This is a genomic window from Nocardia terpenica (genome assembly GCF_013186535.1).
GTDB classification, from domain to species: domain Bacteria; phylum Actinomycetota; class Actinomycetes; order Mycobacteriales; family Mycobacteriaceae; genus Nocardia; species Nocardia terpenica.
In genome coordinates, this window is the sequence record NZ_JABMCZ010000001.1 from 65,567 (window position 1) to 92,241 (window position 26,675).

Here is a 26,675-nt window from a genome sequence, read left to right on the forward strand (position 1 = left end):
GTGTGACCCTCGAACTGGAGCGCCCCGGGGTGGTTGCCGACGCGACACTGGTCACCGCCTCTCGGGTACACGAAATCCTGTCCGCCAACATCCTGGCCGATGGCTTCGATCTGGTGCTGGACGTGCGGAGATCCCGCGGCCGGCGGCTGATCGACGCGCGTGACGACACCTCCTATCTGGACATGTTCGGCTACTTCGCCTCGTCGGCGCTGGGTATGAACCATCCGGCGCTGGCCGATGACGAGCAGTTCCGCGAGGAGCTCACGGCAGCGGCCCTGAACAAGCCCAGCAACTCCGATATCTACACCGTCGAAATGGCCCGCTTCGTCGACACGTTCGCGCGGGTGCTCGGCGATCCCCATCTGCCGCACCTGTTCTTCATCGACGGCGGTGCGCTGGCCGTCGAGAACGCCCTCAAGGTGGCCTTCGACTGGAAGAGCCGGCACAACGAAATGCACGGCCGCCCCGCCGAACTCGGCACCAAGGTGCTGCACCTGACCGGTGCGTTCCACGGCCGCAGCGGGTACACCATGTCGCTGACCAACACCGATCCGGTGAAGGTCGCGCGCTTCCCGAAGTTCGACTGGCCGCGCATCGACACCCCCTACCTCGCCGAGGGCGTCGACATCGAGGCCGCCGAGGCGAACGCGCTGGCCCAGGCCCGCGCCGCCTTCGCCGAAAACCCGCACGACATAGCGTGTTTCATCGCCGAGCCGATTCAGGGCGAGGGCGGCGACCGGCACATGCGCCCGCAGTTCCTGCTGGCCATGCAGCAGCTGTGTCACGACAACGACGCCCTGTTCGTCCTCGACGAGGTGCAGACCGGCGTCGCCGCCACCGGCAGCATGTGGGTGTTCCAGCAGTTCGGCCTGCGGCCCGACGTGGTGGCCTTCGGCAAGAAGACCCAGGTGTGCGGCATCATGGCCGGCGGGCGCGTCGACGAGGTGCCCGACAACGTCTTCCGGGTCGGCTCGCGGCTCAACTCCACCTGGGGCGGCAACCTCACCGACATGGTTCGGTCGCGGCGCATCCTCGAGGTGATCGAGAGCGAGGATCTGGCCGAGCGCGCCGCCCACCTCGGCGGCTACCTGCTCGACCAGCTCCAGCAGCTCGCCGACAAGCACGAGGCGGTCACCGACCCGCGCGGCCGCGGCCTGATCTGCGCCATCACGCTGGCGTCGGCGGAGCTGCGCGACGCGGTCGTCACCGAGCTGCGCGAGCGTGAGCGGGTGCTCATGCTCGGCACCGGCGAGCGCGGGCTGCGCTTCCGGCCGCCGCTCACCGTGACCGCCGACGAACTGGACGAGGCGGTCGAAGCGCTCGATCGCGTGCTGAGCGCGCAGAGCTGACTCTCGGTCCGATTCTCCCCGCGTGTCCGGGTGGCGATTCGTCACTCGGGCCGCGGTGGTGGAGGAGCCGTCCGCCACCCCACGTGACTTCGCCGTGTGGTAACTGCCGAAGCCGGTGCGGGGCCCTACTATTCGCGGCATGCGCACTTGCCACCATGACCGCACGGCACGGTGCACCGCGTGACGGCACGCGGTGTTCGTCTCGGAATCATTGTCGCAGTTGTTGTTCTCGCCGGTTGCTCGTCGACCGCATCCGAAAGAAAAGTCCAGCCAGCAAGTTCCGCTGACGGTTCGCCGGAAGCACCGTCGCCGGTGGCGGCGAACCTGCTTCCCGGCATGCCGCCGCCGCTGTCGGCCACCGACGTCTACGCGGGCGCCCGGGAGCTCGCCCCGGCGGTCGCCGATCATTTGCCGCGGGTTTATGTGCCCAACAGCGAATCGAACACCGTCACGGTGATCGACCCGGCCACCTTCCAGGTGATCGACACCTTCCCGTCCCAGGGAGCCGAGCCGCAGCATGTGGTGCCCGCCTACGACATGCAGACGCTCTACGCGACCAACGACCTACCGCTGGGCAGTGGCAGCCTCTTACCCATCGATCCGCGCACCGGCAGGCCGGGCGAACCATTACCGGTGCGCGATCCCTACAACATGTACTTCACCCCCGACGGGCGGTACGCGATCGTCGTCGCCGAGGCGGACCGCTCGCTGGACCTCTACGACCCGCACAGCTGGCAGCGGGTCGACGCGATCCCGGTGCCCGACTGCGCGGGCGTCGATCACCTGGACTTCACCGCCGACGGCCGCTTCGCGCTGGCCAGTTGCGAGTTCGCGGGCCGGATGGCGGTGATCGACGTCGCCGCGCGGAAGGTGCCGCGGATGGTCGACCTGCCGGGCGGGGGCGGCGGCATGCCGCAGGACGTGAAGCTGTCGCCGGACGGGTCGACGTTCTTCGTCGCCGACATGATGGCCGACGGGATGTACACCATCGACGCCAAGACCTTCGACACCACCGGCTTCGTCGCGACCGGCAAGGGCACCCACGGGCTCTACGTCACCCGCGACGCCAAGCAGATGATCATCACCAATCGCGGCGAGGGCAGCCTGTCGGTCTGGGATTTCGCGGCGCGCAAGCTGGTCCGCACCTGGAACATCCCGGGCGGCGGCAGTCCCGATATGGGCAATATCTCCGCCGACGGCCGCGTGTTCTGGGTGAGCGGACGCTACAGCGGCGAGGTGTACGCGATCGACATCGCGGACTGGAAACTGTTGGCGCGCATACCCGTCGGCCGCGGTCCGCACGGCCTCACCGTCTGGCCGCAACCGGGCCGCTACTCCACCGGGCACACCGGCGTGATGCGGTGAAATCCTTGCCCCTCACCGCATTTCACCTGGCCTTTTCTACTGGCGGGTAGTCAACAGCGGTACTCGCCGGTAGGCCCCACTCGAATTCCCCGCCGCTCGCGCACTGGCTAAACTCCGGGGCATGACGAGTGTCCAGCAGCAGTCCTCCCCGGGGTCGGCGGGCGCCCCCGATATTCACACCACCGCTGGCAAGCTGGCTGATCTGCGCAATCGGCTGGACGAGGCCAAGCACCCGATGGGCGAGGCCGCGGTCGACAAGGTGCACGCCAAGGGCAAGATGACCGCCCGCGAGCGCATCCTTGCCCTGCTGGACGAGGGCTCGTTCGTCGAACTGGACGCGCTGGCGCGGCATCGCAGCGTCAACTTCGGACTGGAGAACAACCGCCCGCTCGGCGACGGCGTGGTGACCGGCTACGGCACCATCGACGGCCGGGACGTGTGCATCTTCTCCCAGGACGTCACCGTCTTCGGCGGCAGCCTCGGCGAGGTGTACGGCGAGAAGATCGTCAAGGTCATGGATCTGGCGCTCAAGACCGGCCGCCCGCTGATCGGCATCAACGAGGGCGCCGGCGCCCGCATCCAGGAGGGCGTGGTCTCGCTCGGCCTCTATGGCGAGATCTTCCACCGCAATATCCGGGCCTCCGGCGTGATCCCGCAGATCTCGCTCATCATGGGCCCGGCCGCGGGCGGGCACGTGTACTCCCCGGCGCTGACCGACTTCGTCGTCATGGTCGATCAGACCAGCCAGATGTTCGTCACCGGCCCCGATGTCATCAAGACCGTGACCGGTGAAGAGGTCACCATGGAGGAGTTGGGCGGCGCCCACACCCACATGGTGAAGTCGGGCGTGGCGCACTATGTCGCCTCCGGCGAGCAGGACGCGCTGGACTACGTGAAGGACCTGCTCGGCTACCTGCCCAGCAACAATCGCGCCGAGCCGCCGCGCTTCGCGCCCACCGATCCCATCGAGGGCGCGATCGAGGACTCGCTGACCGAGGAGGACCTCGAGCTCGACAGCATCGTCCCGGACTCGCCGAACCAGCCCTACGACATGCACGAGGTCATCCGCCGACTGCTCGACGACGACGAATTCCTCGAGGTGCAGGCCGAGCGCGCGATGAACATCATCGTCGGCTTCGGCCGCATCGACGGCCGCAGCGTGGGCATCGTGGCCAACCAGCCCACCCAGTTCGCCGGATGCCTGGACATCGACGCCTCGGAGAAGGCCGCGCGCTTCGTGCGCACCTGCGACGCGTTCAACATCCCGATCATCACCCTGGTCGATGTGCCGGGCTTCCTGCCGGGGACGGGCCAGGAGTACAACGGCATCATTCGCCGCGGCGCCAAGCTGCTCTACGCCTACGGCGAGGCCACTGTGGGCAAAATCACCATCATCACCCGCAAGGCGTACGGCGGCGCGTACGACGTGATGGGTTCCAAGCACATGGGCGCCGACGTGAACCTGGCGTGGCCGACCGCGCAGATCGCGGTGATGGGCGCCTCGGGCGCCGTCGGCTTCGTCTACCGTAAGCAGTTGCAGCAGGCCGCGACCGAGGGCGCCGACGTCGACGCGCTGCGCCTGGAACTGCAGAACGAGTACGAGGACACCCTGGTCAACCCGTATGTGGCGGCCGAGCGCGGGTACGTCGACGCGGTCGTTCCGCCGTCGCACACCCGCGGTCAGATCGTCTCGGCGCTGCGTCTGCTGGAACGCAAGATGGTGAGCTTGCCGCCCAAGAAGCACGGCAACATTCCACTCTGATCCGACGATATGGGCACTGCCCGGCGCACACTGGCGAACAGAGTCGATCGACCGCTTCACCGCGCGCACCGGGCACCACCCGAGTAAAGATGGTCAGTGAGGGCTCTCAGCGATGGGGGCCTGCGACACGCCGAGCCCCGGGCGGCCCGGCAACAGGACAGGAGGAGCTGGCGCTGTGACGGCTGTGGCTGATGAAGAAATACTGCGCGCCGCCGACCTGGCGTTGTCGGTCGACGACCTGGACACCACCGAGCCGGTCGCGACCGAGCCCGAGGCGCACGCGGGCCCCGTCATCCGAATCCTGAAGGGCGCGCCGACCGACGACGAGGTCGCCGCCCTGGTGTGCGTGCTGGCCGCCGCCGCCGCGAACTCCGGCGCCGCGCCGGTGGCGCAGGGCCCGGCCGACCTCTGGGGCCGACCGACCCTGCTGCACCGCGGCACGTCGCCGTTCTCGCCGTACTCGTTCCCGCACCTGTCGCACCTGCGCGACTGACGTGACGGATTTCGTTCTCGGGTCGGCCTCGCCCGCCCGGCTCCAGGTGCTGCGCGCGGCCGGACTTTCCCCACTCGTGCGCGTGTCGGCGGTGGACGAGGACGCGGTGGCCGCGGCGCTGCCCGCGGGCACACCGCCCGAGCAGGTGGTCGTCGCCCTGGCCCGCGCCAAGGCCCGGGCCGTCGCCGCCGCGCTGATCGCCGACCGCGCCGCACTGATCGCCGATTGCGTTGTCGTCGGCTGTGATTCGATGCTGCTGGTCGACGGCGAGTTGCAGGGTAAGCCGCTGACCCCCGAGCTGGCGCGGGCGCGCTGGGCCGAGATGGCCGGGCGCAGCGCCGATCTGCTCACCGGGCACTGCGTGCTGCGGCTGATCGACGGGCGGATCGTCGCCGACGCCGACGACTGCAGTTGCACCACCGTGCATTTCGCCGACCCCGCGCCCGCGGAACTGGACGCCTACATCGCCACCGGCGAACCGCTGCGGGTGGCGGGCGCCTTCACCCTCGACGGCCGGGGCGGCTGGTTCGTCGATCGCATCGACGGCGACCCGTCCAGCGTGATCGGCATCGGCCTGCCGCTACTGCGTCGACTGCTGGGCGACGTGGGCGTCGGTGTTGCGCAGCTGTGGGTCGCTGCGGAGCTGCGGCGCGATCCGACTGCCTGACGGCGCGGACAGCCGCGGTTCGGCCGCCTCGGGGGGCGCGTCCGGCATCGTGTTCGGATCGGGCACCAGCGTGCTTCTCAGCGCCTCCAACCGCGCCACGCACAGTTCGGGTTCCACGAACGGATGCAGCCGGACGTTGACCGCGTCGCGGGCGCCGTTGCGGTCCAGCAGTTCTCGCATCAGGCCCAGGTGCACGCCGCACACCACCTCGGAGTGGGTGCGGGCCAGATCCCGCAGCGGGCAGGCGGTCAGCCGGATCAGCGCCTGCTCCTCGGTCTCGGAGGACGGCTCGCGCTCGGGGGCGAAACCCAGCTCGGACATCACCGTGACGGTGACCTCCTTGGCCTCGTCGAGCGAGGAGATCGGCTTGTCGACCGTGTCGAGCTTGGCGCCCCACGCCCGCCCGGCGGCCACCGCCGCGTCCGAGCGCCGGCGCGGGTCGCTGCCGAGCTGGTCGGCCAGCACCTGCGCCAGATCCTGATAGCCGACCGATCGCTGCACCGCCGTGTAACCGATGCGCGGACGCCCGCGCCCGCGCGGTGGTTGCTGGAATTGCCGCACCAGCGATTCGCGCGTGAGAACATCGAGATGAAATCGGACAGTGGTGACGTGCTGTCCGGTTACTCTCGCCAGTTCCTGGGCATCGAGAGGCTCGCTGGCGCCACGTAGGATCGCGAGCAGGCGCCGTCGTGGCCAAGAATCGGACATAGCTCACCCCTCCTCCCGGGAGACTTTATCGGATGGGGCTGCGACTTATTCGCTCTTCACCCGATTCGTGATGTGAAACCAGTTGCTGTAACGCTCCACACCTACGATCGGTGTGGAACCGCTGCCCACCGTCTACCACGCATGAAGGACCAAACACCGTGCCCGTCGCCCCGGACCCTCATCCATCCTTCGGCCGCCACGCACATCCTCACCGACTAGTAACCACAGAGTGGCTGTCGGCAAACATCGGCGCGTCGGGGCTCAAGATCGTCGAGTCCAACGAGGACATTCTGCTGTACGACATCGGCCACGTGCCCGGTGCCATCAAGATCGACTGGCGCGCTGAGCTTACCGACCCGGCGACCCGGGACGTGGTCGACGGCGCCCGTTTCGCCGAATTGATGCGCGCCAAGGGCATCGAGCGCGACGACACCGTGGTGATCTACGGCGACAAGGCCAATGGCACCGCCGCCGCGACACTCTGGGTGTTCACCCTTTTCGGCCATCCCGATGTGCGCCTGCTCGACGGCGGGCGGGAGGCGTGGATCTCCGAGGGGCGCGACACCACCTTCGAGGTTCCCGATGTGGGGCTGGGCGAATATCCGGTGGTCGAGCGCGACGACACGCGGGCGCGGGCGTTTCTGGACCAGGTGCGGGCACATCTCGACGGCACCGACGAGCGGGCGGTACTCATCGATGTTCGTGCGGCCGAGGAATATTCGGGCGAATTGGACCGGATCACCGATCGCCCCGAGGAACAGGCGTTACGAGCCGGGCACATTCCGGCGGCGGTGAACATTCCGTGGACCACCGCGGTGGGCGGCGACGGTCGATTCCGGCCGCACGCGGAATTGGCTCGAATCTACGCGGGCTGCCTGGATTCCACCGGCGTCCTCGTCTACTGCCGCATCGGGGAACGGTCGGCGCACACCTGGTTCGTATTGACCTCGCTGCTGGGCGTGGAAAATGTTCGCAATTACGACGGTTCGTGGACGGAATGGGGTAACGCGGTGCGAACTCCCATCGTTAAAGGGAGTGAACCGGGAGACGTCGCGGGGGCCGCGCGACCTGCCGTGAGCACCGGCTAGGGTATAGGTCACAGTGCTCCCCGGGCCTACTGTTCGGTAGCCCCTATCCTGGTTCGGCGTCTGTTGGCACACTGCCTACACTCGCTCGAGACGAAACTTGTCCACAGCACAGGAGGCTCAGTGCCCAGCCATGCCAGCGCGCAGATCACGAAGGTCCTGATTGCGAATCGGGGCGAGATCGCGGTGCGTGTGATCCGGGCCGCCAAGGATGCCGGTATCGCGAGTGTCGCGGTGTATGCGGAACCGGACGCGGATGCCCCGTTCGTCAAGCTCGCCGATGAGGCCTTCGCGCTCGGTGGCCAGACCTCGGCCGAGTCGTATCTGGTGTTCGACAAGATTTTGGACGCGGCCCGTAAGGCGGGCGCCGACGCCATTCACCCCGGATACGGATTCCTTTCCGAGAACGCCGATTTCGCGCAGGCGGTGCTGGACGCGGGGTTGATCTGGATCGGCCCGTCGCCGCGCTCGATTCGGGATCTGGGTGACAAGGTCACCGCGCGGCATATCGCCGAGCGGGCGCAGGCGCCGATGGCGGCGGGCACCAAGGATCCGGTGCAGAACGCGGCCGAGGTGGTCGAGTTCGCGAAGACCTACGGCGTCCCGGTGGCGATCAAGGCGGCGTTCGGTGGCGGTGGCCGCGGCATGAAGGTCGCCCACACCGTCGAGGAGATCCCGGAGCTGTTCGAGTCGGCCACCCGGGAGGCGACGGCGGCGTTCGGGCGGGGCGAGTGCTTCGTCGAGCAGTATCTGGACAAGGCTCGCCATGTCGAGGCGCAGGTGCTGGCCGATCAGCACGGCAACGTCATCGTCGCGGGCACCCGCGACTGCTCGCTGCAGCGCCGGTTCCAGAAGCTGGTGGAGGAGGCGCCCGCGCCGTTCCTGTCCGACGAGGTGCGCGCCAAGATCCACGAGTCGGCCAAGCGGATCTGCCGGGAGGCCGGGTATTACGGCGCGGGCACCGTCGAGTATCTGGTGCAGGGCGAGACGGTGTCGTTCCTCGAGGTGAACACCCGCCTGCAGGTCGAGCACCCGGTGACGGAGGAGACCTCGGGAATCGACCTGGTGCGCTGGCAGTTCCGCATCGCCAACGGCGAGGAGCTGACGATCACCGAGGACCCGACGCCGCGTGGTCACGCGATCGAGTTCCGCATCAACGGTGAGGACGCGGGCCGCAACTTCCTGCCCGCCCCCGGCCCGGTCACGGTCTACAAGGAGCCGACGGGTCCGGGCGTGCGCGTGGATTCGGGTGTGGTCGCGGGCAGCGTGATCGGCGGGCAGTTCGACTCGATGCTGGCCAAGCTGATCGTGACCGGCGAGACCCGCACCCAGGCGCTGGAGCGGGCGCGCCGCGCGCTGGCCGAGTACGAGATCGAGGGCCTGGCCACGGTGCTGCCGTTCCACCGGCACATCGTCACCAACCCCGCGTTCATCGGTGACGGCACCAAGTTCGATGTCTACACCAAGTGGATCGAAACCGATTGGGACAACCCGATCGAGCCCTACACCGGTGGCCAGCCCATCGAGGAGGACGAGGACGGCGGTCGGCAGACCGTGGTCGTCGAGGTCGGCGGCCGTCGCCTGGAGGTGTCGCTGCCCAGCCAGTTCACCGTCGGCGCGGGTGCCGCGGGCGCGGCCGGTAACGGCGCGGGCGTGATCCGCAAGAAGCCCAAGCCCCGCAAGCGCGGTGGCTCGGCCGCGGGCGCCGCGTCCGGCGACGCGGTCACCGCGCCCATGCAGGGCACGGTCGTGAAGGTCGCGGTCGAGGAGGGCCAGTCGGTCGAGGCCGGTGACCTGATCGTGGTGCTCGAGGCCATGAAGATGGAGAACCCGGTCAATGCCCACAAGGCCGGTGTCGTCACCGGTCTGTCGGTGCAGGCGGGCGCGGCCATCACCCAGGGCACCGTGCTGGCGGAGATCAAGTAGCACAAGGCTTTTCGGTAGCCTGCGCAGGCTACTGCTCGCTGTGTTTTGCCTCGTGCGGCTTGCGCCCGTGCCCGTGGGCGGCCGGTGCCGGGATCTGCATTCCGCCCGTGGGGATCTGGAACGGCGCGGTGTTGTCGAAGCCGGGCGGGACCGGGATGGTCAGCGGGTTCTGCGGCGGGGCGGTGGTGTGCTGCGCGGGAGCCGGACTGTCCCGGGTGGGCGCCACCGTCACGGAGGGCGTGCGTGCCGGATTCCGCTGCCCGCCACCACCGCTGGTCACCAGGGCCACCACCATCGCGATCACGGCGAACACCGCGATCGCGGCGGCCACGGCGACTGCCACCACTCGCGTCGGAAACGCCCGACCGGCCGAATCCGGTTCCGCCACCGCCGCTTCGACCCGACCGGCACCGGCGAGGCGCGTCGCCACCAGCGTCGGGCGGGGCTGCGCCGCAGACGCTCGGCTCGGCGTGACCGCTGGCTGTCCCGAGACACGCTTGGTCGGCGACGGATACTCCGCCGAGAGTTGTCGTGTCGGCACACGTGGTTCCGCCGCCTGCCGGTGGACGGGCGGAACCGATGCCGCTGCCTGCGGTGGTAGTTGGCGTGTGGGAGAAGGTGGTTCCGCGGACCGTATCCGGGAGGGTAGTAATGACTCCGGTGCCTGCGGTGGTAGTTGGCGTGTGGGAGAAGGTGGTTCCGCGGATCGTGTCTGGGAGGGTAGTAACGACTCCGGTGCGTGCGGCGGTAGTTGCCTTGTCGGAGCGGGTGATTCCGCCGAGAGTGCTCGGGTCGGCCGGGTGCCGGAGCCGTCCAGAATCGGTGGGGTGCGCGGAATCGGCTGTGTCATACCGACCGCCGCCAGGGCCGCGGCGGCCAGCGCGCCCGCGCTCGGGTAGCGGTCCTCGGGGTTCTTGGCCATGCCGCGGGCGATCACCGCGTCGAGGGCCGCGGGTACCGCCGGGTCGATGGCGTGCGCGCTCGGCGGGGCCTCGTTCAGGTGGGCGTGCAGCTGGCGCACCGGGTCGGTGTCGCCGAAAGGCCGCAGCGCGGTGAGGCATTCGTACAGGACGCAGGCCAGCGCGTAGATGTCGGAGCGGGCGTCGCCGTGGCCGGTGAACCGTTCCGGCGCCATGTACGCCAGCGTGCCCACCGTGAAACCCGTTGCGGTGATGGTGGTTTGGTTCGGCGCCCGGGCGATGCCGAAATCGATCAGATACGCGAAGCCGCTGGGGTGCAGGATGATGTTGCCGGGCTTCACATCCCGGTGGATCAGCCCGGCCGCGTGCGCGGCATCCAGCGCCCGCGCCACCTGCGCCACCAGGTCGACCGCCGCGGGCACGCCCAGCGGGCCGACCCGCAGCCGCGTCGACACGTCCACCCCCGGAATATGCGCCATGTCCAGGAACAGGCGCCCGTCCTGTTCGCCGAAGCCGTGGATCGGCACGATGTGCGGATCGTCCAGGTCCGCCCCGATCCGGGCCTCCCGCTCGAACCGCCGCCGGTAGTCCGGATCCTCGGCCGCGGTGACGGACAGGATCTTCAGGGCCACCGTGCGATCGGCGGCGGTGTCGTGCGCCAGCCACACCTCGCCCACCGAGCCGCGCCCGATGAGCCGGTCCAGGCGGTAGGCGCCGAACCGCCGCGCGGCGGTGCGGGGGCCGTGCGGCGGAAACATATCCCGACCCTAATCCCGCTCCCAGCGCGCCGCCCAGCGCACACGCTAATCTCGTCGTATGGCTGAAACACCCGACGTCCGCATCGGCACCGCGGAGCGCGAGGAGGCCATGCGCCGATTGTCCGATCATTTCACCGCCGGTCGACTCTCGGTCGCCGAATTCGACGAGCGCAGCGGCTTCATCGCGGCCGCCGTCACCCGCGGCGATCTGGCCAAGATCTTCGCCGACCTGCCCGAGCCGGTGGCGTCGCCCAAGGTCGCCTCGACCGCCTCGCAGGCCCCGGCGCGGCCGGACCAGCAGGGCCGCCCCGAGCTACGCGGCGCCATGATGGGCCTGACCGTCCTCGGCGCGCTCGTCCTGTTCTTCACCCTGCACAGCTGGCTGTGGCTGCTGCTCATCCCCGCCGTCGGCATTCTGGTGGGCGCGATCCAGCCGGGCCAGCACGGCGGCGGCCCGGCCCATCGCCGCCACCAGCGCATGCAGCGCCGCCGCGAGCGGCGCGGGCGATACTGATGGAACCGATCGAGATCAACGCGGGCAGCTGGTATCTGCGGGCGCTGCGCGCCGACGACCGCGTCGACGACCGCCCCGCCCTGGCCGCGGGCGGCATCACCGACCCCGACTACGTCGCCCGCCGCGCCCGGGGCTGGGCGGAGCACACCGACTATTCCTGGGCGGTCTGCGAACCGACCACCGCCGAACTGGTCGCCGAGATCGTGGTCACGCCGAATCCCGATGGCACCGCGCGGGTTTCGGGCTGGGCGCGCGCGGGACACGACGCCGCGCTGGAAACCGGTGAGCTCGCGGTTCGCCGATTCGTTGCCGGAGCGCTCGGACTGCAACCGCTCTGATCTTCCCGCGGTCGCCGCGACGGCCGCCCGGCCCCGCCGAACTTTCCGTGCGGAAGAAAAATCGCTGTCCCGCACGGCCGGACCGGCGGTACCGTGGGCTCCCCGGAATCGAGCGCAGGGGAGGCGCGTCATGTGGGAATGGAGTAGAACCGTCGCGGAACGCGCAGCGGCGGCAGCGTGGACCAGTTGGCGGACAAGAGAACCCCGTCCGACCGTGCTCGACCCCGAGTACTGGGAGGACTCCGGCGTTCGCGGCGAGAGGCGGGACGGCGAGACATCGTCGCCCCGCATGGGCGTCGCCGATCTCTGCCTCGCCCGCTGAGCTCCGGCGACCGACGGAGACCGGACGGTATGCCGGGCACCGTCGGTCGCTGGAGTAACCTGCGGATGTGCAGAGGCCAGCCTTGGATGCCGAACTGTTGCGGCGCAGCGTCGCCGAATCCCCGGAGCTGTCGTTCTTCTCCCGCGTCGACGTGGTGGAGTCCACCGGTTCCACCAATGCCGATCTGATCGCGCACGCGGGCGATCCGGACGCCGATCGCCGCGTGCTGATCGCCGAGGCCCAGGAGCGCGGCCGCGGCCGCCACGAGCGCAGCTGGGTGAGCCCGCCGCGGGCGCAGATCGCGATGTCGATCCTGGTGCGGCTGCGCGGCATCGACCCCGCGGCGCTGGGCTGGCTGCCGCTGCTGACCGGTGTCGCCGTGGTGGACGCGGTGCGCGCGACCACCGGCCTGGACGCGAACCTCAAGTGGCCCAACGACGTTCTCATCGACGGCCGCAAGGTGGCGGGCATCCTGGCCGAGGTGGCCTCCGGCGCGGGCTCGCCCGCCGTGGTGATCGGCGTCGGGCTCAATGTCGACCTGACCGCCGACGAACTGCCGGTGCCGCACGCGACCTCGCTGGCCCTGGCCGGTGCGACCGAGGTCGACCGCACCGCCCTGGCGCAGTCCATGCTGCGCGAATTCGCCCGCTACTTCACCGAATGGCACACGGCGAACTGGGATGTCGCGGGCTTGGCCGCGCAGTACCGCGCGCGCTGCGCCACCATCGGCACCGAGGTGCGCGCCGAGTTACCGGGTGGCGAGGTCCTGACCGGCGTCGCCACCGGCGTGGACGAGAACGGCCGCCTGCTGATCGGCGACCGCGCCGTCTCCGCCGGTGACGTGACGCATTTGCGCGCCGGGTAGTTCAGACCGACGCCATGGCCCGGGCGGCCTCCCGGGCGAGCATGCGGTCGCGCTGCTCCTCGAATTTGACGACGTCGCGTTCCATCTTCTCCAGGAACCGGCCCAGTTCCTCGCGGGCCTGCTCCCCGCGCGGACCGAAATCGTTGCGGTCGAAGATGTTCCAGTTCTCGAGCACCGGCTCGACCACCTGCTCCAGGTGCTGGCGCAGGTCGTAGATGCCGTGCTTGGCCATGGTGACGCCGTTGCGCCGCCAGTTGGGCATGCCGGTGCCGGGCATCACGAAGTGGGTGAGCACCTTGACGATCGCCTCGATCGCCTGGTCGGGCACGAGGTCCAGCCCGGCGCCGCACAGCGACCGGTAGAAGATCATGTGCAGGTTCTCGTCGGCCGCGACGCGCTGCAGCATGCGGTCGGCGATCGGGTCGTCGCACACCTTGCCGGTGTTGCGGTGGCTGACCCGGGTCGCGAGCTCCTGGAACGTCACGTACGCGACGTTCTGCAGGAATCCGCCCCATTCCGCCGGCGCCGCAACGCCGTTGGTCATATGGATCATGCGGGCCCGCTCCAGCGCGACCGGGTCCACGCCGCGGGTCACCACCAGGTAGTCCCGGATGACGATGGAATGCCGGTTCTCCTCCGCGGTCCAGCGGCCCACCCAGGTGCCCCAGGCGCCCTCCTGGGAGAAGTTCTCGGAGATCTCCCGGTGATACGAGGGCAGATTGTCCTCGGTCAGCAGGTTGGTGATCATCGCGATCTTGGCGACCTCGCTCAGCCTGGACTGCGACGGATCCCAGGCCACACCACCGAGATCGGCGAAGTTGCGGCCCTCGTCCCACGGCACGTAGTCGTGGGGATGCCAGTCCTTGGCCATCGACAGATGGCGGTTCAGGTTCTGCTCCGCGACGGGTTCGAGTTCGGTGAGGATTTCCAGTTGGGTAAGTTCCCTGGTCACACATGCCTCCGCTATCGCATATCGACGAACACGGGTGGTCGAACTTCGGAAGAGCAAGAGACGTTCGCTGCGGGACATTGTCGCATCTCGGCGCGGTAGGGTTCGCGTATGGGTTATCCGGAGGAGCTGCTGGCACCCGACGAACGGTTGCTGCTGCATCGTCATCCGCACTGGAAGATGCTGTTCTGGCCCGCGGTCACCTTCATCGTGGCCACCGCGCTCGCCGGATTCGCCGGGGGATTCGCGTGGCGGCATCTGGACGGCACCGGTCACGACGCGGCCCTCATCGCCATCGCCGCGGCCTGGGCGGCCCTGGTGCTGTGGCGCGGCGCCGCGCCCGTACTGCGTTGGAAAACAACGCATTTCATTGTCACCGACCGCCGGGTGCTGATCCGCGAGGGCGTGCTCACCCACACCGGCATCGACATCCCGATGAACCGCATCTCCAGTGTGCAGTTCCGGCACGGCGTGTTCGACCGCATGCTCGGCACCGGCACCCTGATCATCGACGCCGCCTCGGGCGACCCCCTCGAATACGACGACATCCCGGACGTCCAGAAGGTGCACGCCCTGCTGTATCACGAGGTCTTCGACAACCAGCCCTACGACCGCCGCGGCACCGGCGCCCCGGACTACCGATGAAGGAACACAGACAATTGCCGCAACTGCGTAATCTTGGATCGTGACCGCAGTACTGCTGGCCGAAGACGACGAGGCCATCGCCGCGCCGCTCTCTCGGGCCCTGGGCCGTGAGGGTTACTCGGTGACCGTGGAGAACTTCGGTCCCGCCGTGCTGCAGCGGGCCCTGGAGGGCGACCACGACCTGCTGATACTCGATCTCGGCCTACCGGGCATGGACGGGCTGGAGGTCTGCCGTCAGGTGCGGGCGCGCGGCGCCGATCTGGCGGTGCTGATGCTCACCGCCCGCACCGACGAGGTCGACTTCGTGGTCGGGCTGGACGCGGGCGCCGACGACTACGTGGGTAAGCCGTTCCGGCTCGCCGAGCTGCTGGCGCGGGTGCGAGCCCTGTTGCGGCGCAGCGGGATCGGGGACGAGGCGGTCGAGATCGGCGGCGTGCGGCTGGAGCCGCAGGCGCGCCGGGTGCTGGTCAACGGGCACGAGGTGAACCTGGCCAACAAGGAATACGAGCTGCTCAAGGTGCTCATCGACCGGGCCGGGCAGGTGGTGCCGCGGGAGATCATCCTGCGCGAGGTGTGGGGCGACGCCGACCTACGCGGGTCCAAGACGCTGGACATGCACATGTCCTGGCTGCGGCGCAAGATCGGTGACGAGGGACCGGTCGCCGAGAGGCGCATCGTCACGGTCCGGGGGGTCGGCTTCCGGTTCAACACCGACTGAGGCTCATGCGGCGCCGAATACTGCTGTCGATGCTGGCCGCGCTGACCCTGACCACGGTCGTGCTCGGGATACCGCTGGCCTACACCGCCTGGCAGTGGGTGGCCGATATCACCCGCAACGATCTGCGGGTCCGGCTGGACCGGATGTCGGTCGAGATCGTCGCCCAGGAGCGCGACGACGGCCTGGTGCACGGCACCCTCGACCTGCGCTCGGTGCGGCCGCTGATTCCGCCGGGCGGGCGGCTGACCATCATCTATCCCACCCCCGAGGACGCCGCCCTGCGCGTGGACGCCGGGGTCTCGCAGGTCGAGGATCCGGTGGTGGAGTCGCTGACGATGGGCACCTCCGGTTCGCTGCGCCTCGAGGTCCCGGCCGCGCCGATGCGCTCCCAGCAGCGGCAGGCCGTCGGCGCGGTGGCGTTGGTGGCGTTGGCGTCGCTGGCGGCCGGTGCGGCGGTGGCGGTGGTGACCGCGCGGCGGGTGGCCGACCCGCTGCGGGACGTGGCCGCGCGCGCCGCCCGGCTGGCGATGGGCGACTTCCGGCCCGATCCGCGCCGGCACGGCATCACCGAACTCGACCGCGTCTCGGACGTGCTGGACTCGGCGACCGTCGAGATCGCGGGTCGGCTGCAGCGCGAGCACGCGCTGGTGGCCGACGTCTCCCATCAGCTGCGCAGCCGTCTGACCGCGGTGCGGCTGCGCCTGGACGAGCTGTCCGCGCACACCGACCCGGCGGTGGTGCACGAGGCCGAGGAGGCGATGGCCCAGGTCGACCGGCTGACCGCCGCCATCGACGAACTGGTGCGGGCCTCGCGGGACGAGGGCGCGGCCGACCGGGATCCGGTTCCCGTCGTCGACGAGCTGCGCGCGATCGTGGCCGAGTGGCGGCACCCGTTCTCCGACTCCGGGCGGCGGCTGGTGCTGTCGGGCGACCCGATGCTGCGCGCCCCGGTGACCGGATCGCGGCTGCGCGAGGCGGTGGCGGTGCTGGTCGACAACGCGCTCACGCACGGCGGCGGCGACTGCACGGTGTCGGTGCGCACGGTCTACGGCGGCCCGGATCGCGAGCCGCTGGTGTGCGTGGAGGTGGCCGACGAGGGCATCGGGGTCAGCGACGAACTCGCGCCGCACATCTTCGATCGCGGATTCTCCGGCGCCGGGTCGACCGGTGTGGGCCTGGCGCTGGCCCGGGCCCTCATCGAGGCCGACGGCGGCCGCCTGGAGCTGCAGCGCCGCCGCCCCGCCCTCTTCGCGATCTTCCTCGGCAAGCCCTCGGCGGGCCGGGTGATGAACGGCGTCCTCACCGAGCCGCGATGAACACCACCGCACCGCCACGGTTTGCGGCCGCCCCGTCGTTCAGCGTCCGCTGCGATGCGACGAAGGAGCAAGCAGCGGGCGCTGAACGACGGGGTCACGAGGCCGCAAACCCGCGACGCCGGAGGCGGCGCTATTCGACAGAGCCCAACTGTTCTTCCTCTTCGTACAATTCCTCGAATTCCTCGACCAGCGCGTCGATTTCGTTGGGGAAGACGAAGCGGCGCATGGCCCAGAATCGGAACACCATCTGCAGAATGTTTCCGATGATGAAGGCGCTGAGGAAGTCGGTGATGTTCTCCACCGTCAGGCTCACGTGCGGCACCTCGAGGTGGAACACGTAGCGCGACGCCCACAGCGGCAGGAAGCTCAGGATCACGCCGCCGCCGCTGACCACGAAGAACAGCAGCGCCTCGTGATGGCGCTCGCGGCCGCCGCGGCCCTTGAACGACCACTCCCGATTGAGGATGTAGGACGCGATGACCGCGATGACACCGGAAATGATCTTGGCGGTGACCGGTTTCGGCGACAGCACCGTCAATTTCAGGATGTAGAAGATGCCGCTGTCGATGACGAACGTGGTCGCGCCGACAATCGCGAACTTGATCAGTTCGTGATGGCGATACGCCAGGTCCCGAAGCGATGTGGGGAAGACGTTGACCACGTCGTCGACGAATGACACGAAACGAGTCTACGGCCCCCGTTCGGGGCGCAACCAACCCGCACGCGCCGTAGTGAGCCGCGTCATGACAATATGGTGCGACGTGAGCGCACGTTCCTTCGATTCGGCGGGCATGCCGACCGTGACGATGATCGGCGGCGGCCAGCTGGCGCGGATGACGCATCAGGCGGCGGTCGCCCTGGGGCAGCGGCTGCGGGTGCTGGCCGAGCGCCCCGACGACCCGGCCGCGCAGGTGACCCCCGAGGTGGTGCTGGGATCGCACACCGATCTGGCCGCGCTGCGCAAGGCGGCCGTCGGATCGCACGCGGTCACCTTCGACCACGAGCACGTCCCGACCGAACACCTGGCGGCACTCGTCGCCGAGGGGGTCAATGTGCAGCCGCCGCCGGGCGCGCTGATCTACGCCCAGGACAAACTGGCCATGCGCCGCAAGCTGTCCGAGCTGGGCGTGCCGGTGCCCGCGTTCGCTCCGGTCGAATCGCCCGCCGACGCGGCGGCCTTCGCCGCCGAGCATGGCCCGTTCGTACTGAAGGCGGTGCGCGGCGGCTACGACGGCCGCGGCGTCTGGATGCTCGACGGTCCGGCCGAGGCCGAGCGCGTGGCGCGCGATCAGCTGGCGCACGGCGTGACGCTGCTGGCCGAGCAGCGGGTGGACCTGAGGCGCGAGCTGTCGGCGATGGTGGCGCGCTCCCCGTTCGGTCAGGCCGCGACCTGGCCGGTGGTCGAGACGGTGCAGCGCGACGGCCAGTGCGCGGTCGTGCTCGCGCCCGCCCCCGATCTGCCCGCCGCGCTGGCGGCCGAGGCGGAGACGCTGGCGCTGCGGCTGGCGCAGGAGCTGGGCGTCACCGGCGCGATGGCGGTGGAGCTGTTCGAAACCCGCGACGGCGCCATCCTGGTGAACGAGCTGGCGATGCGCCCGCACAACTCCGGTCACTGGGGCATGGACGGCGCGGTCACCGGCCAGTTCGAACAGCATCTGCGCGCGGTGCTGGACTATCCGCTCGGCGACACCAGCCCGCTGGCCCCGGTGACCGTGATGGCCAACATCCTCGGCGCCGCGCAGGCCCCGGCCATGTCGATGGACGAGCGGCTGCACCACCTGTTCGCCCGCCTGCCGGAGGCGAAGGTGCACCTGTACGGCAAGGGCGAGCGCCCGAATCGCAAGATCGGGCACATCAACATCCTCGGCGACGACGTGGCCGAGGTGCGCGAGAAGGCGGAGCGGGCGGCGCACTGGATGTCGCACGCGGTATGGACCGACGGATGGGATCCCCATGAGTGAACCGGTAGTTGGCCTGATCATGGGCAGCGACTCCGACTGGCCGACGATGGAGGCCGCGGCGGAGGCGCTGGCGGAGTTCGGGATTCGCTTCGAGGTCGGCGTCGTCTCCGCGCACCGCACCCCGCAGCGCATGCTCGACTACGCGCGCGCCGCCGCGGGCCGCGGCATCAAGGTGATCATCGCCGGTGCGGGCGGCGCCGCTCACCTGCCCGGCATGGTGGCCTCGGCGACCGCGCTGCCCGTCATCGGCGTCCCGGTCCCGCTGAAGTACCTCGACGGCATGGATTCGCTGCTGTCGATCGTCCAGATGCCCGCCGGCGTGCCCGTCGCCACCGTCTCCATCGGCGGTGCCCGCAACGCCGGTCTGCTGGCCGTGCGCATTCTGGCCGCCGCCGACCCCGAATTGCGTTCCCGCATGGAGCAATTCCAGGCCGACCTGGAAAAGCTGGTGCTGGACAAGGACGACGCGCTCCGGGCCCGACTGCTCGGGTGATGGACGAGTCGTCGGCGTTCAAGTTGGCGGTGGTCGACCACGCGCTGCGGTTGTTCGCCGAAAAGGGCTACGAGGCAACGACCGTCGACGAGATCGCGGAGGCGGCGGGGATCTCGCGGCGGACGTTCTTCCGGCAGTTCCGGTCGAAGGAGGACGTGATCTTCGCCGACCACGAGTCGCAGCTGGAGCTGGCCCGCGCGTATCTCGAGGGCGCACAGGGGGATCCGTGGGACGCGGTCTGCGAGGCCGTGGTCGAGGTGTTCGAGAGGTTCACGCAGACAAGGGAACTGGCGGCGCGGCGGTACCGGGTGGTGCGCGGGGTGCCCGCGCTGCGCGACCGCGAGATCGTCACGGTGTTCCGGTACGAGCGGCTGTTCACCGACTATTTGCGAACCCGGCTGCCGGACGCCTCCGATCTGGCGCTGATCCAGTTCACCGCCGCGGTCACGGCGACGCACAACTATCTGCTCCGGCGGATGGTGCGCGGTCGGTCCGAGGCCGGTGCCGCCGACCTGCGGGCGGCGCTGGCCGACATTCCGCGCGGCGGGCGCAGTGCCTCGGGAGACCTGGTGGTCGCGGTGTTCCCGCGGGATATGCCGCCGCGGCAGGTCGCCGATCTGCTCTCGCATCGACTCGGTAATCTGTGATCTAGAACACGATTCACATCGTGACACTCAGTGCCACGTGAAGTGCGGAACATCTAGGCATTCAGTGGTATTGCTGCGGCGTATACTCGCAATCGACTGGCACTGAGTGCCGAACGCTGGAGATTCGCTCCCGGCCAAAAGCGTGCCGGGACCATGACGGGTTCCGCGTGCCGGGACCATGAAGGTTTCGCGTGCCGGGACCATGACGGTTCCGCGTGCCGGGACCATGACGATGTGAACCACGACCAGGAGTGATACCCATGGCGGGCAATCCCGACTTCGATCTGTTCAAGCTGGACGACATCCACAACGAGCTGCGCGAGGCCATTCGCGGCCTGGCGGAGAAGGAGATCGCCCCGCACGCGAAGGATGTGGACGAGCACTCCCGGTTCCCGCAGGAGGCGCTGGACGCGCTGAACGCCGCCGGGTTCAATGCCGTGCACGTGCCCGACGAGTTCGGCGGGCAGGGCGCGGACTCGGTCGCCACCTGCATCGTGATCGAGGAGGTCGCGCGCGTGTGCGGCTCGTCCTCGCTGATCCCGGCCGTGAACAAGCTCGGCACCATGGGCCTGATCCTGCAGGGCTCCACGGAGCTCAAGCAGAAGGTGCTGCCGGACATCGTGAACGGCAAGATGGCCTCCTACGCGCTGTCCGAGCGCGAGGCCGGATCCGACGCGGCCTCGATGCGCACCCGCGCCCGCCGCGACGGCGACGACTGGATCATCAACGGCTCCAAGTGCTGGATCACCAACGGCGGCAAGTCCAGCTGGTACACCGTCATGGCCGTGACCGACCCGGACAAGGGCGCCAACGGCATCTCCGCGTTCATGGTGCACGCCGACGACGAGGGCTTCGTGGTGGGCCCGCTGGAGCACAAGCTGGGCATCAAGGGCTCGCCGACCGCCGAGCTGTACTTCGAGAACTGCCGCGTCCCGGGCGACCGCATCATCGGCGCCGAGGGCACCGGCTTCAAGACCGCGTTGCAGACCCTCGACCACACCCGCCCGACCATCGGCGCGCAGGCCGTCGGCATCGCGCAGGGCGCGCTGGACGCCGCGATCGCCTACACCAAGGACCGCAAGCAGTTCGGCAAGGCCATCTCCGACTTCCAGAACACCCAGTTCATGCTCGCCGACATGGCGATGAAGGTGGAGGCCGCGCGGCTGATGGTCTACACCTCCGCCGCCCGCGCCGAGCGCGGCGAGAAGAACCTCGGCTTCATCTCCGCCGCCTCCAAGTGCTTCGCCTCCGACGTGGCCATGGAGGTCACCACCAACGCCGTGCAGCTGTTCGGCGGCGCCGGCTACACCACCGACTTCCCGGTCGAGCGGATGATGCGCGACGCCAAGATCACCCAGATCTACGAGGGCACCAACCAGATCCAGCGGCTCGTCATGAGCCGCGCCATCTTGCGCTGAACCCCGACCCGTCGGCGTTTTCACAGCGTGCGGCCGGTGCGAACACGACCGACCGGGACATGTTCTTACAGCTGTGCGCTCAGTCGCAATCGGGCGAATTCAGGTCTGTCGGACAACGCTCCGGTGGAGCACTATTGAGGCATGGCCGGAGTCGAGATCAACGACAGGTTCGTCCGGCGAACGTTGGACAACGGTCGAGTCGAAGAGGTTTTGTGGCAAGAACTTTCGGAGGTTCGCATCATCACAACGGCCGACGGTCCGTTCGCCGACGATGTGTTCTTCGTGCTGATCGGCGCCCGGGGAAACGGCTGCGTCGTCCCGCATTCCGCGGCCGACACCGCATTCCTCATGCGCCTGCAGCAACTTCCGGGTTTCGATCATGCCAAGGTGATCGAGGCCATGGGCACCGTGACGGACCGGCAGTTCCTGGTCTGGCGCCGCCGTAATTAGGCGACGAGATCGGCGTATTCGCGATGCGCCGCGATGAACTCCTCCACGTACCAGCACGTGGGTATGATGCGAAAACCCGCGGTGCGTGAGTCCTCGAGGGCGAATTCGACCAGTGCTGCCGCCACACCGCGACCCCGGAATTCCGGAAACGTGAGCGTGTGCTGGAAATCCCGAACCTTTCCGGTACCGTCGGTGCGCTCGCTGTAGTCGGCATAGCCGGCAAGCGTGCCGTCGAGATGGATCTCGTATCGGCTGGCCGCAGTATTGTGTTCGAGCCGGGTCGTCATATTTTGTGAAACTCCTCGGTTGCCGGGATTGTTCCGGACCTCGACCGCGACCGGTGCCGCACTACAGCACCGCGCCGGGATTGAGAATTCCTTGCGGATCGAGCGCGTCCTTGATGCGCCGGGTCAGCGCCATGGCGTCCGGGCCGAGTTGGTCGGGCAGCCATGCCTTCTTGAGTCGGCCCACGCCGTGTTCGCCGGTGATGGTGCCGCCGAGGGCGATCGCCAGGTCCATGATCTCGCCGAACGCCTGCTGCGCGCGGGCGCTCTCGGCCACGTCGGCGGGGTTGTAGACGATCAGCGGGTGGGTGTTGCCGTCGCCGGCGTGCGCGATCACCGAGACCAGCACCTGCCGCCGGGCCGCGATGGCGGCGATGCCGTCGATCAGTTCGCCGAGCCGCGGCAGCGGCACCCCGACGTCCTCGAGCAGCAGCGGCCCCTTGCGTTCCAGCGCGGGAATGGCGAATCGGCGTGCGGCGCAGAACGCCTCGCCCTCGTCGGGGTCCTCGGTGCTGAAAACCTCGGCGGCGCCGGACTTCTCGCAGAGCTCGAGGATGGTCGCGGCCTCGCGGGCGGCGTATTCGCCGGGGGCGTCCGAGCGCGCCACCAGCATGCCCGCCGCGGAACGATCCAGGCCCATGCGCATTTCGTCCTCGACGGCGTTGATCGCGACCGAGTCCATGAACTCCAGCATCGACGGCCGCAGCCGCCCGGTGATCTCCAGAATCGCGGCGGTGGCGGCGGTGAGCGTGGAAAACGTTGCGACGACGGTGCTCTGGGGCGATTGCGCGGGCAGCAGGCGCAGCGTCAGCTCGGTGATGACGCCCAGGGTGCCCTCGCTGCCGACGAACAGCTTGGTCAGCGACAGCCCGGCGGAATCCTTCAGCCGCGGCCCGCCCAGCCGCATCGCGGTGCCGTCGGCCAGCACCACCTCCATGCCGAGCACGTAATCGGTGGTCACGCCGTATTTCACGCAGCACAGCCCGCCCGCGTTGGTGGCGGCGTTCCCGCCGATGGAGCAGATCTCGAACGACGACGGGTCCGGGGGATACCACAGGCCGTGCTCGGCGACAGCCCGCTTGACGTCCGCATTGAGCAGGCCGGGCTGCACCACGGCGGTGCGGATGACCGGATCGACGGTGATCGCGCGCATGCGCTCGGTGCTCAGCAGCAGCGCCCCGTCCTGGGCCGTGGCCCCGCCGGACAGCCCGGTACCGGCCCCGCGCGGGATCACCGGGACCCGATGCTCGCTCGCCCAGCGCAGGACCGTGGCGACCTGCTCGGTGGTGGTGGGCCGCACCAGCGCGAGCGGGGTCCCGGCATCGGGATCCAGCGCGCGATCCTGCCGATAGCCCGCCAGGATGTCCGGATCGGTGACCAGCATGCCGCCGGGGAGCAGGGCGGCGAGGGTGTTCACGTCCACACCCCGAAACTACCGCCCACCCGCCGTACCGTACGGGCGGTAGGGGTGGTGCGCGCCGCCGCGACGCGGCAGAATCCCTGCCACGCCGACAGTTTCGACGGCCGGGGAAGGCCATGCGAAGGGAAGTCGTCATGCAGGGGGAGTCGCCCGGTGTCCGGGCCGTGATCGCCGCCTTGTTCGCCGCCGAGCCGATCACGGAGGACGCCGTGCGGCGCCTACACCGCGGTGAGATCGGCGACTGGCTCACCGCCCTGAATCTGTCCGGCCTGTTCGCCCCCGCCGAGGCCGCCGCCCTCGGACAGCGGTGGGCCGCCGACCCCCGCGCCCTGTTGCACATCCTGCTCACCGAGGCCGACGACATCACCCGCCACCGCTGGCTGACCCTCTGGGACACCCTCGACTCCGCCGACCGGCGAATTTCCTGAACGTCGCATCGCGGGCCGGGCAGTACAATGCCGCGGGTGTCCGATCCCCAGCTAGAGATTCAGATGTTGCACGACCGGGTCATGGTGCGCGTGTCCCAGGAGACGGGAGAGCGGCGCAGCAGCGGCGGCATCCTGATTCCGGCCACCGCGCAGGTAGCCAAGCGCCTGATCTGGGGCGACGTCTGCGGCGCCGGCTCCCACGTGCGTAGCGTCGGCGTCGGCGACCGCGTGCTGTTCAGCGCCGAGGACCAGTTCGAGGTCGAGGTGAAGGGCCAGGCATACCTGGTCCTGCGCGAACGCGACCTGCACGCGGTGGCCAGCGAACGCCCGGAACACGGCACCGGCCTGTACCTGTAGTCCCTACCGAATCTCGTGGTCCCGGCATGCCTGAATCCCGTGGTCCCGGCATGCTTTTGGCCGGGACCGAAGACGTCAGCGTGCCGACCGCCGCGGCAGCGCGAGCGCGGCGACCAGCACCACCGCCAGCACCGCGATCGCGGCCACGGCCGTCATCTCCATCGCGGTCACATACGAGCCGGTGCCGTGCGAGGCGCCCAGGGCCGAGAAGAAGATCACCCCGAGAACCGTTGCGCCGATGGCGTTTCCGAACTGCTGGGAGGTGGTGAGCACGCCCGCGGCCATACCGGCCTGCTGCGGTGGGATGCCCGAGGACAGCACCGCCCCGACCACCGACGGAATGGTGAGGCCGTTCCCCGTGCCGACGATCATCATGCCCGGGATCAGCTCCAGCGCGGTGACATTCGGTCCGCCGGTCGCCAGCGCGAGCAGCGTCACCGCGAGACCGGTCAGGCTGACCAGCGTGCCGACCACCATGACCCGGTTGCCGATCCGATCGGCCACCCGCCGCGCCAGGAAGAACGAACTGCCCGCGAAGCAGACGCCCAGCGGCGCGAACGCCAATCCCGCACGCAGCGGCGACAATCCGAGCCCGTTCTGCAACAGCAGCGTCAGGCACAGCATGAAGCCCGCGAAGAAGGTGAGATACCCACCGGCGATCACCAGGCCCAGACTGAAGCCGCGCTCGCGCACCATCGCGGTGTCGAGCACCGGCTCCCCGCCGCGCCGCGCCAACCGGCCCTCGTAGCGCAGGGTGAGCAGCAGCACCGGCACCGCGGCGAGCATCGAGAGCCAGGTCCACACCGGCCAGCCCTCGGGACGGCCCAGCGTGATCGGCACCAGCAGCAGCGCCAGCGCGGCCGCGATGCCCAGCGCGCCGACGGGATCCAGCCGCGGACGCCGGGTGCGCTCGTGCCGGGGCAGCCAGCGCGCGGCCAGCGCCGCCGCGGCCAGGCCGATCGGCACATTGATGTAGAAGATGGTCCGCCAGCCCCAGCCGAACAGGTCGATGTTCAGCAGCACGCCGCCGAGCACCTGACCGGCGACCGAGCCGATGCCGATGGTCGCGCCGAACGCCGCCATGGCGCGCGCCCGCTCCCGGACCGGGAACATGGTGTTGATCAGCGCCAGCATCTGCGGCACCATCAGCGCCGCGGTGCCGCCCTGCAGCACCCGGAACGCCACGAGCGCCCAGGCATTGGGCGCCAGCCCGCACAGCAGCGAGGCGGCGGTGAAGGCCAGCATGCCGATGACGAACAGGCGGCGGTGACCGTGCAGGTCGCCGAGGCGGCCGCCGGTGATCAGCCCGGAGGCGTAGGCGAAGCCGTAGCCGCCCACGATCAGTTCCAGCGCCGACTCACCGGCATGCAGGTCGTGCTGCAGCGAGGAGGCCGCGACATTGACCACGAACCAGTCGAACATCGCCATGAACATGGCGCTCAGCACCACCGGCAACACCCGCCAGCGGGCCGGATAAGGCGTCGGATCGGCATCGGAGGCAACGGTAGGGGTTGGGGCGGAACGGGTTTCGAGCATGGACACGTCGTGCTCCCGAACTTCGGTGGGGATGAGGCGGCTCACGAGAGCTGTAACTAACCGGTTGGTTGCGAATATTCCAGTCGGCCCGACGTCTTGTCAACTGATTAGTTGGTTACTATCGAGGGATGACGTCGAGGGATCCCGAGGCGACCAAGGCCCGCATCTTCGCCGCCGCGACCGAGGAGTTCGCGGCGCACGGCATCGCGGGGGCGCGGGTCGATCGGATCGCTCGCAACGCCAAGGCCAACAAGCAGTTGATCTACGCCTACTTCGGCGACAAGCAACAGCTGTTCCAGCAGGTGCTGGAGAAGGCCATGCTGGATGTGGCGGCGGCCGTCTCCACCGACATCGACGATATCGATGCCTGGGTCGACGCGCATCTGGAGTACCACCTCCGGCACCCGGAGTTCCTGCGCCTGCAGATGTGGGAGGCGCTGGAACTGCTGCCGGACCGGATCACCGCGGGCGAGATGCGCGCGAACCGCTACCGGGACAAGGTATCCAAGATCGACGCGGCCCAGCAGCGCGGCCTACTCCGCACCGACGTCCCCCCGGAATACCTGCTGCTCCTACTCACCGGCCTGATCAATTACCGCCAAGCCCTCCCCCAGTCCGCCCGCTTCGCCCTCGGCGGCACCGACGACCCGGAACAGTGGCGAGCCTGGCTGAAGAATGCCGTGCGCCGGGTTACCGCCCCGGAAGGCAGTGCCGCCGAAGGGATTCCGGCCAAAAGCACGCCGGAATCACGGTAATACCTCCCCCTGATCCCGCCGTGCCCATCCCTCATCCCCGCGTGCCCATCGCCTGTTTCCGGCGTGCTCATCATCTGGACCCGGCGCGCTCATCGCCTGTTTCCGGCGTGCTCATCATCTGGACCCGGCGTGCCCATCGCCTGTTTCCGGCGTGCTCATCATCTGGACCCGGCGTGCCCATCGCCTGTTTCCGGCGTGCTCATCATCTGGACCCGGCGTGCCCATC

General features: G+C 69.2%; 28 protein-coding genes. 21 read left to right on the top strand and 7 right to left on the bottom strand.

The annotated features are described in order from the left end of the window. The first annotated feature begins 2 nt into the window (after positions 1-2). The 5 genes from lat to HPY32_RS00330 all read left to right on the top strand — a co-directional run bounded on the left by lat (position 3) and on the right by HPY32_RS00330 (position 5,636). Positions 3-1,349, top strand: a complete 1,347-nt coding sequence (lat, locus tag HPY32_RS00310; RefSeq protein WP_082870874.1) for an L-lysine 6-transaminase — start codon at positions 3-5, stop codon at positions 1,347-1,349. Positions 1,350-1,661: 312 nt separating this feature from the next. Then, positions 1,662-2,714 (top strand): YVTN family beta-propeller repeat protein, encoded by a 1,053-nt coding sequence (locus HPY32_RS00315; RefSeq protein WP_231951452.1) that lies wholly within the window; start codon positions 1,662-1,664, stop codon positions 2,712-2,714. A 121-nt stretch (positions 2,715-2,835) separates the two neighbouring features. Beyond that, positions 2,836-4,476 carry an acyl-CoA carboxylase subunit beta gene (locus tag HPY32_RS00320; protein WP_067581838.1) on the top strand — a complete coding sequence of 547 codons (1,641 nt, stop codon included), beginning with the start codon at positions 2,836-2,838 and terminating at the stop codon, positions 4,474-4,476. Positions 4,477-4,651: 175 nt separating this feature from the next. Continuing rightward, positions 4,652-4,969 (top strand): acyl-CoA carboxylase epsilon subunit, encoded by a 318-nt coding sequence (locus HPY32_RS00325; protein ID WP_067581842.1) that lies wholly within the window; start codon positions 4,652-4,654, stop codon positions 4,967-4,969. 1 nt (position 4,970) lies between these two features. Then, the gene (locus HPY32_RS00330) at positions 4,971-5,636 is read left to right on the top strand and encodes a Maf family nucleotide pyrophosphatase (RefSeq protein WP_067581845.1); all 666 of its coding nucleotides are present in this window, start codon (positions 4,971-4,973) and stop codon (positions 5,634-5,636) included. Here the strand turns inward: HPY32_RS00330 and HPY32_RS00335 are convergent. Next, positions 5,550-6,344 carry a helix-turn-helix transcriptional regulator gene (locus tag HPY32_RS00335; protein WP_067581848.1) on the bottom strand — a complete coding sequence of 265 codons (795 nt, stop codon included), beginning with the start codon at positions 6,342-6,344 and terminating at the stop codon, positions 5,550-5,552. The genes HPY32_RS00330 and HPY32_RS00335 overlap by 87 nt on opposite strands. 158 nt (positions 6,345-6,502) lie before the next feature. Between HPY32_RS00335 and HPY32_RS00340 the strand changes: the two genes are divergently transcribed. Then, positions 6,503-7,432 carry a sulfurtransferase gene (locus HPY32_RS00340; protein WP_067581851.1) on the top strand — a complete coding sequence of 310 codons (930 nt, stop codon included), beginning with the start codon at positions 6,503-6,505 and terminating at the stop codon, positions 7,430-7,432. Between the two features lie 120 nt (positions 7,433-7,552). Beyond that, the gene (locus HPY32_RS00345) at positions 7,553-9,355 is read left to right on the top strand and encodes an acetyl/propionyl/methylcrotonyl-CoA carboxylase subunit alpha (RefSeq protein ID WP_067581854.1); all 1,803 of its coding nucleotides are present in this window, start codon (positions 7,553-7,555) and stop codon (positions 9,353-9,355) included. 28 nt (positions 9,356-9,383) lie between these two features. Here HPY32_RS00345 and HPY32_RS00350 read toward each other — a convergent pair whose 3' ends face one another. Beyond that, complete coding sequence (locus HPY32_RS00350; protein WP_067581856.1) at positions 9,384-11,033, bottom strand: serine/threonine-protein kinase; 1,650 nt, start codon at positions 11,031-11,033, stop codon at positions 9,384-9,386. Positions 11,034-11,091: 58 nt separating this feature from the next. Between HPY32_RS00350 and HPY32_RS00355 the strand changes: the two genes are divergently transcribed. The 3 genes from HPY32_RS00355 to HPY32_RS00365 all read left to right on the top strand — a co-directional run bounded on the left by HPY32_RS00355 (position 11,092) and on the right by HPY32_RS00365 (position 13,072). After that, positions 11,092-11,547: a DUF1707 SHOCT-like domain-containing protein gene (locus tag HPY32_RS00355; RefSeq protein ID WP_067581859.1), complete on the top strand. Its 456-nt coding sequence runs from the start codon at positions 11,092-11,094 to the stop codon at positions 11,545-11,547. Beyond that, complete coding sequence (locus HPY32_RS00360; RefSeq protein ID WP_067581862.1) at positions 11,547-11,885, top strand: hypothetical protein; 339 nt, start codon at positions 11,547-11,549, stop codon at positions 11,883-11,885. Before HPY32_RS00355 ends, HPY32_RS00360 begins: the two co-directional genes overlap by 1 nt. 389 nt (positions 11,886-12,274) lie before the next feature. Beyond that, positions 12,275-13,072 (top strand): biotin--[acetyl-CoA-carboxylase] ligase, encoded by a 798-nt coding sequence (locus tag HPY32_RS00365; RefSeq protein ID WP_067581865.1) that lies wholly within the window; start codon positions 12,275-12,277, stop codon positions 13,070-13,072. Position 13,073: 1 nt separating this feature from the next. Here the strand turns inward: HPY32_RS00365 and HPY32_RS00370 are convergent, their stop codons facing one another. Continuing rightward, the gene (locus tag HPY32_RS00370; RefSeq protein ID WP_067581868.1) at positions 13,074-14,024 is read right to left on the bottom strand and encodes an acyl-ACP desaturase; all 951 of its coding nucleotides are present in this window, start codon (positions 14,022-14,024) and stop codon (positions 13,074-13,076) included. A gap of 108 nt (positions 14,025-14,132) precedes the next feature. On the opposite strand from HPY32_RS00370, the gene HPY32_RS00375 reads away from it, so the two are divergent. Genes HPY32_RS00375 through HPY32_RS00385 form a run of 3 tightly spaced genes read left to right on the top strand, consistent with a single transcriptional unit; the run spans position 14,133 to position 16,700 of the window. Next, on the top strand, positions 14,133-14,666 hold the full coding sequence (locus tag HPY32_RS00375; protein WP_067581871.1) for a PH domain-containing protein: 534 nt from the start codon (positions 14,133-14,135) through the stop codon (positions 14,664-14,666). 40 nt (positions 14,667-14,706) lie between these two features. After that, positions 14,707-15,384: a response regulator transcription factor gene (locus HPY32_RS00380; RefSeq protein ID WP_067581873.1), complete on the top strand. Its 678-nt coding sequence runs from the start codon at positions 14,707-14,709 to the stop codon at positions 15,382-15,384. Between the two features lie 5 nt (positions 15,385-15,389). After that, entirely contained in the window at positions 15,390-16,700 is a 1,311-nt protein-coding gene (locus HPY32_RS00385; protein WP_067581875.1) for a sensor histidine kinase, read from the top strand. A 130-nt stretch (positions 16,701-16,830) separates the two neighbouring features. Here the strand turns inward: HPY32_RS00385 and HPY32_RS00390 are convergent, their stop codons facing one another. Continuing rightward, positions 16,831-17,379 (bottom strand): GtrA family protein, encoded by a 549-nt coding sequence (locus tag HPY32_RS00390; protein ID WP_067581878.1) that lies wholly within the window; start codon positions 17,377-17,379, stop codon positions 16,831-16,833. Positions 17,380-17,443: 64 nt separating this feature from the next. Here HPY32_RS00390 and HPY32_RS00395 point away from each other — a divergent pair, with 64 nt between their 5' ends. The 5 genes from HPY32_RS00395 (at position 17,444) to HPY32_RS00415 (ending at position 21,669) form a co-directional block, all read left to right on the top strand. After that, positions 17,444-18,661, top strand: a complete 1,218-nt coding sequence (locus HPY32_RS00395) for a 5-(carboxyamino)imidazole ribonucleotide synthase (protein ID WP_067585422.1) — start codon at positions 17,444-17,446, stop codon at positions 18,659-18,661. Continuing rightward, positions 18,654-19,154: a 5-(carboxyamino)imidazole ribonucleotide mutase gene (gene purE, locus HPY32_RS00400; protein WP_082870875.1), complete on the top strand. Its 501-nt coding sequence runs from the start codon at positions 18,654-18,656 to the stop codon at positions 19,152-19,154. Before HPY32_RS00395 ends, purE begins: the two co-directional genes overlap by 8 nt. Next, positions 19,154-19,801, top strand: a complete 648-nt coding sequence (locus HPY32_RS00405; protein ID WP_067581883.1) for a TetR family transcriptional regulator — start codon at positions 19,154-19,156, stop codon at positions 19,799-19,801. The genes purE and HPY32_RS00405 overlap by 1 nt, the downstream gene beginning before the upstream one ends. A gap of 260 nt (positions 19,802-20,061) precedes the next feature. Beyond that, the gene (locus tag HPY32_RS00410; RefSeq protein ID WP_067581886.1) at positions 20,062-21,219 is read left to right on the top strand and encodes an acyl-CoA dehydrogenase; all 1,158 of its coding nucleotides are present in this window, start codon (positions 20,062-20,064) and stop codon (positions 21,217-21,219) included. Between the two features lie 141 nt (positions 21,220-21,360). Next, a complete protein-coding gene (locus HPY32_RS00415) occupies positions 21,361-21,669 on the top strand; it encodes a hypothetical protein (protein WP_067581889.1) in 309 nt (102 codons plus the stop codon). Here the strand turns inward: HPY32_RS00415 and HPY32_RS00420 are convergent. After that, positions 21,666-21,956 (bottom strand): GNAT family N-acetyltransferase, encoded by a 291-nt coding sequence (locus tag HPY32_RS00420; protein WP_067581891.1) that lies wholly within the window; start codon positions 21,954-21,956, stop codon positions 21,666-21,668. The genes HPY32_RS00415 and HPY32_RS00420 overlap by 4 nt on opposite strands. A gap of 61 nt (positions 21,957-22,017) precedes the next feature. Further along, positions 22,018-23,337 carry an FAD-binding oxidoreductase gene (locus tag HPY32_RS00425; RefSeq protein WP_067585425.1) on the bottom strand — a complete coding sequence of 440 codons (1,320 nt, stop codon included), beginning with the start codon at positions 23,335-23,337 and terminating at the stop codon, positions 22,018-22,020. A gap of 152 nt (positions 23,338-23,489) precedes the next feature. Between HPY32_RS00425 and HPY32_RS00430 the strand changes: the two genes are divergently transcribed. Continuing rightward, positions 23,490-23,801 carry a hypothetical protein gene (locus tag HPY32_RS00430; protein WP_067581895.1) on the top strand — a complete coding sequence of 104 codons (312 nt, stop codon included), beginning with the start codon at positions 23,490-23,492 and terminating at the stop codon, positions 23,799-23,801. A 27-nt stretch (positions 23,802-23,828) separates the two neighbouring features. Next, entirely contained in the window at positions 23,829-24,158 is a 330-nt protein-coding gene (locus HPY32_RS00435; RefSeq protein WP_067581898.1) for a GroES family chaperonin, read from the top strand. Positions 24,159-24,233: 75 nt separating this feature from the next. Here HPY32_RS00435 and HPY32_RS00440 read toward each other — a convergent pair whose 3' ends face one another. Continuing rightward, complete coding sequence (locus HPY32_RS00440; RefSeq protein ID WP_067585428.1) at positions 24,234-25,694, bottom strand: MFS transporter; 1,461 nt, start codon at positions 25,692-25,694, stop codon at positions 24,234-24,236. A gap of 128 nt (positions 25,695-25,822) precedes the next feature. Between HPY32_RS00440 and HPY32_RS00445 the strand changes: the two genes are divergently transcribed. Further along, positions 25,823-26,449: a TetR/AcrR family transcriptional regulator gene (locus tag HPY32_RS00445; RefSeq protein WP_067581902.1), complete on the top strand. Its 627-nt coding sequence runs from the start codon at positions 25,823-25,825 to the stop codon at positions 26,447-26,449. The last annotated feature ends 226 nt before the right edge of the window (positions 26,450-26,675 follow it).

Excerpts from the sequence above, each read along its gene's own strand:
- purE (WP_082870875.1), top strand. The coding sequence starts at position 18,654 with ATGAGTGAACCGGTAGTTGGCCTGATCATGGGCAGCGACTCCGACTGG.
- HPY32_RS00360 (WP_067581862.1), top strand. The coding sequence starts at position 11,547 with ATGGAACCGATCGAGATCAACGCGGGCAGCTGGTATCTGCGGGCGCTG.
- HPY32_RS00430 (WP_067581895.1), top strand. The coding sequence starts at position 23,490 with ATGCGAAGGGAAGTCGTCATGCAGGGGGAGTCGCCCGGTGTCCGGGCC.
- HPY32_RS00445 (WP_067581902.1), top strand. The coding sequence starts at position 25,823 with ATGACGTCGAGGGATCCCGAGGCGACCAAGGCCCGCATCTTCGCCGCC.
- HPY32_RS00440 (WP_067585428.1), bottom strand. The coding sequence starts at position 25,694 with ATGCTCGAAACCCGTTCCGCCCCAACCCCTACCGTTGCCTCCGATGCC.
- HPY32_RS00415 (WP_067581889.1), top strand. The coding sequence starts at position 21,361 with ATGGCCGGAGTCGAGATCAACGACAGGTTCGTCCGGCGAACGTTGGAC.
- HPY32_RS00385 (WP_067581875.1), top strand. The coding sequence starts at position 15,390 with ATGCGGCGCCGAATACTGCTGTCGATGCTGGCCGCGCTGACCCTGACC.
- HPY32_RS00405 (WP_067581883.1), top strand. The coding sequence starts at position 19,154 with ATGGACGAGTCGTCGGCGTTCAAGTTGGCGGTGGTCGACCACGCGCTG.
- HPY32_RS00425 (WP_067585425.1), bottom strand. The coding sequence starts at position 23,337 with ATGCTGGTCACCGATCCGGACATCCTGGCGGGCTATCGGCAGGATCGC.
- HPY32_RS00395 (WP_067585422.1), top strand. The coding sequence starts at position 17,444 with ATGACAATATGGTGCGACGTGAGCGCACGTTCCTTCGATTCGGCGGGC.
- HPY32_RS00350 (WP_067581856.1), bottom strand. The coding sequence starts at position 11,033 with ATGTTTCCGCCGCACGGCCCCCGCACCGCCGCGCGGCGGTTCGGCGCC.
- HPY32_RS00410 (WP_067581886.1), top strand. The coding sequence starts at position 20,062 with ATGGCGGGCAATCCCGACTTCGATCTGTTCAAGCTGGACGACATCCAC.
- HPY32_RS00375 (WP_067581871.1), top strand. The coding sequence starts at position 14,133 with ATGGGTTATCCGGAGGAGCTGCTGGCACCCGACGAACGGTTGCTGCTG.
- HPY32_RS00355 (WP_067581859.1), top strand. The coding sequence starts at position 11,092 with ATGGCTGAAACACCCGACGTCCGCATCGGCACCGCGGAGCGCGAGGAG.
- HPY32_RS00420 (WP_067581891.1), bottom strand. The coding sequence starts at position 21,956 with ATGACGACCCGGCTCGAACACAATACTGCGGCCAGCCGATACGAGATC.
- HPY32_RS00435 (WP_067581898.1), top strand. The coding sequence starts at position 23,829 with ATGCCGCGGGTGTCCGATCCCCAGCTAGAGATTCAGATGTTGCACGAC.
- HPY32_RS00320 (WP_067581838.1), top strand. The coding sequence starts at position 2,836 with ATGACGAGTGTCCAGCAGCAGTCCTCCCCGGGGTCGGCGGGCGCCCCC.
- HPY32_RS00335 (WP_067581848.1), bottom strand. The coding sequence starts at position 6,344 with ATGTCCGATTCTTGGCCACGACGGCGCCTGCTCGCGATCCTACGTGGC.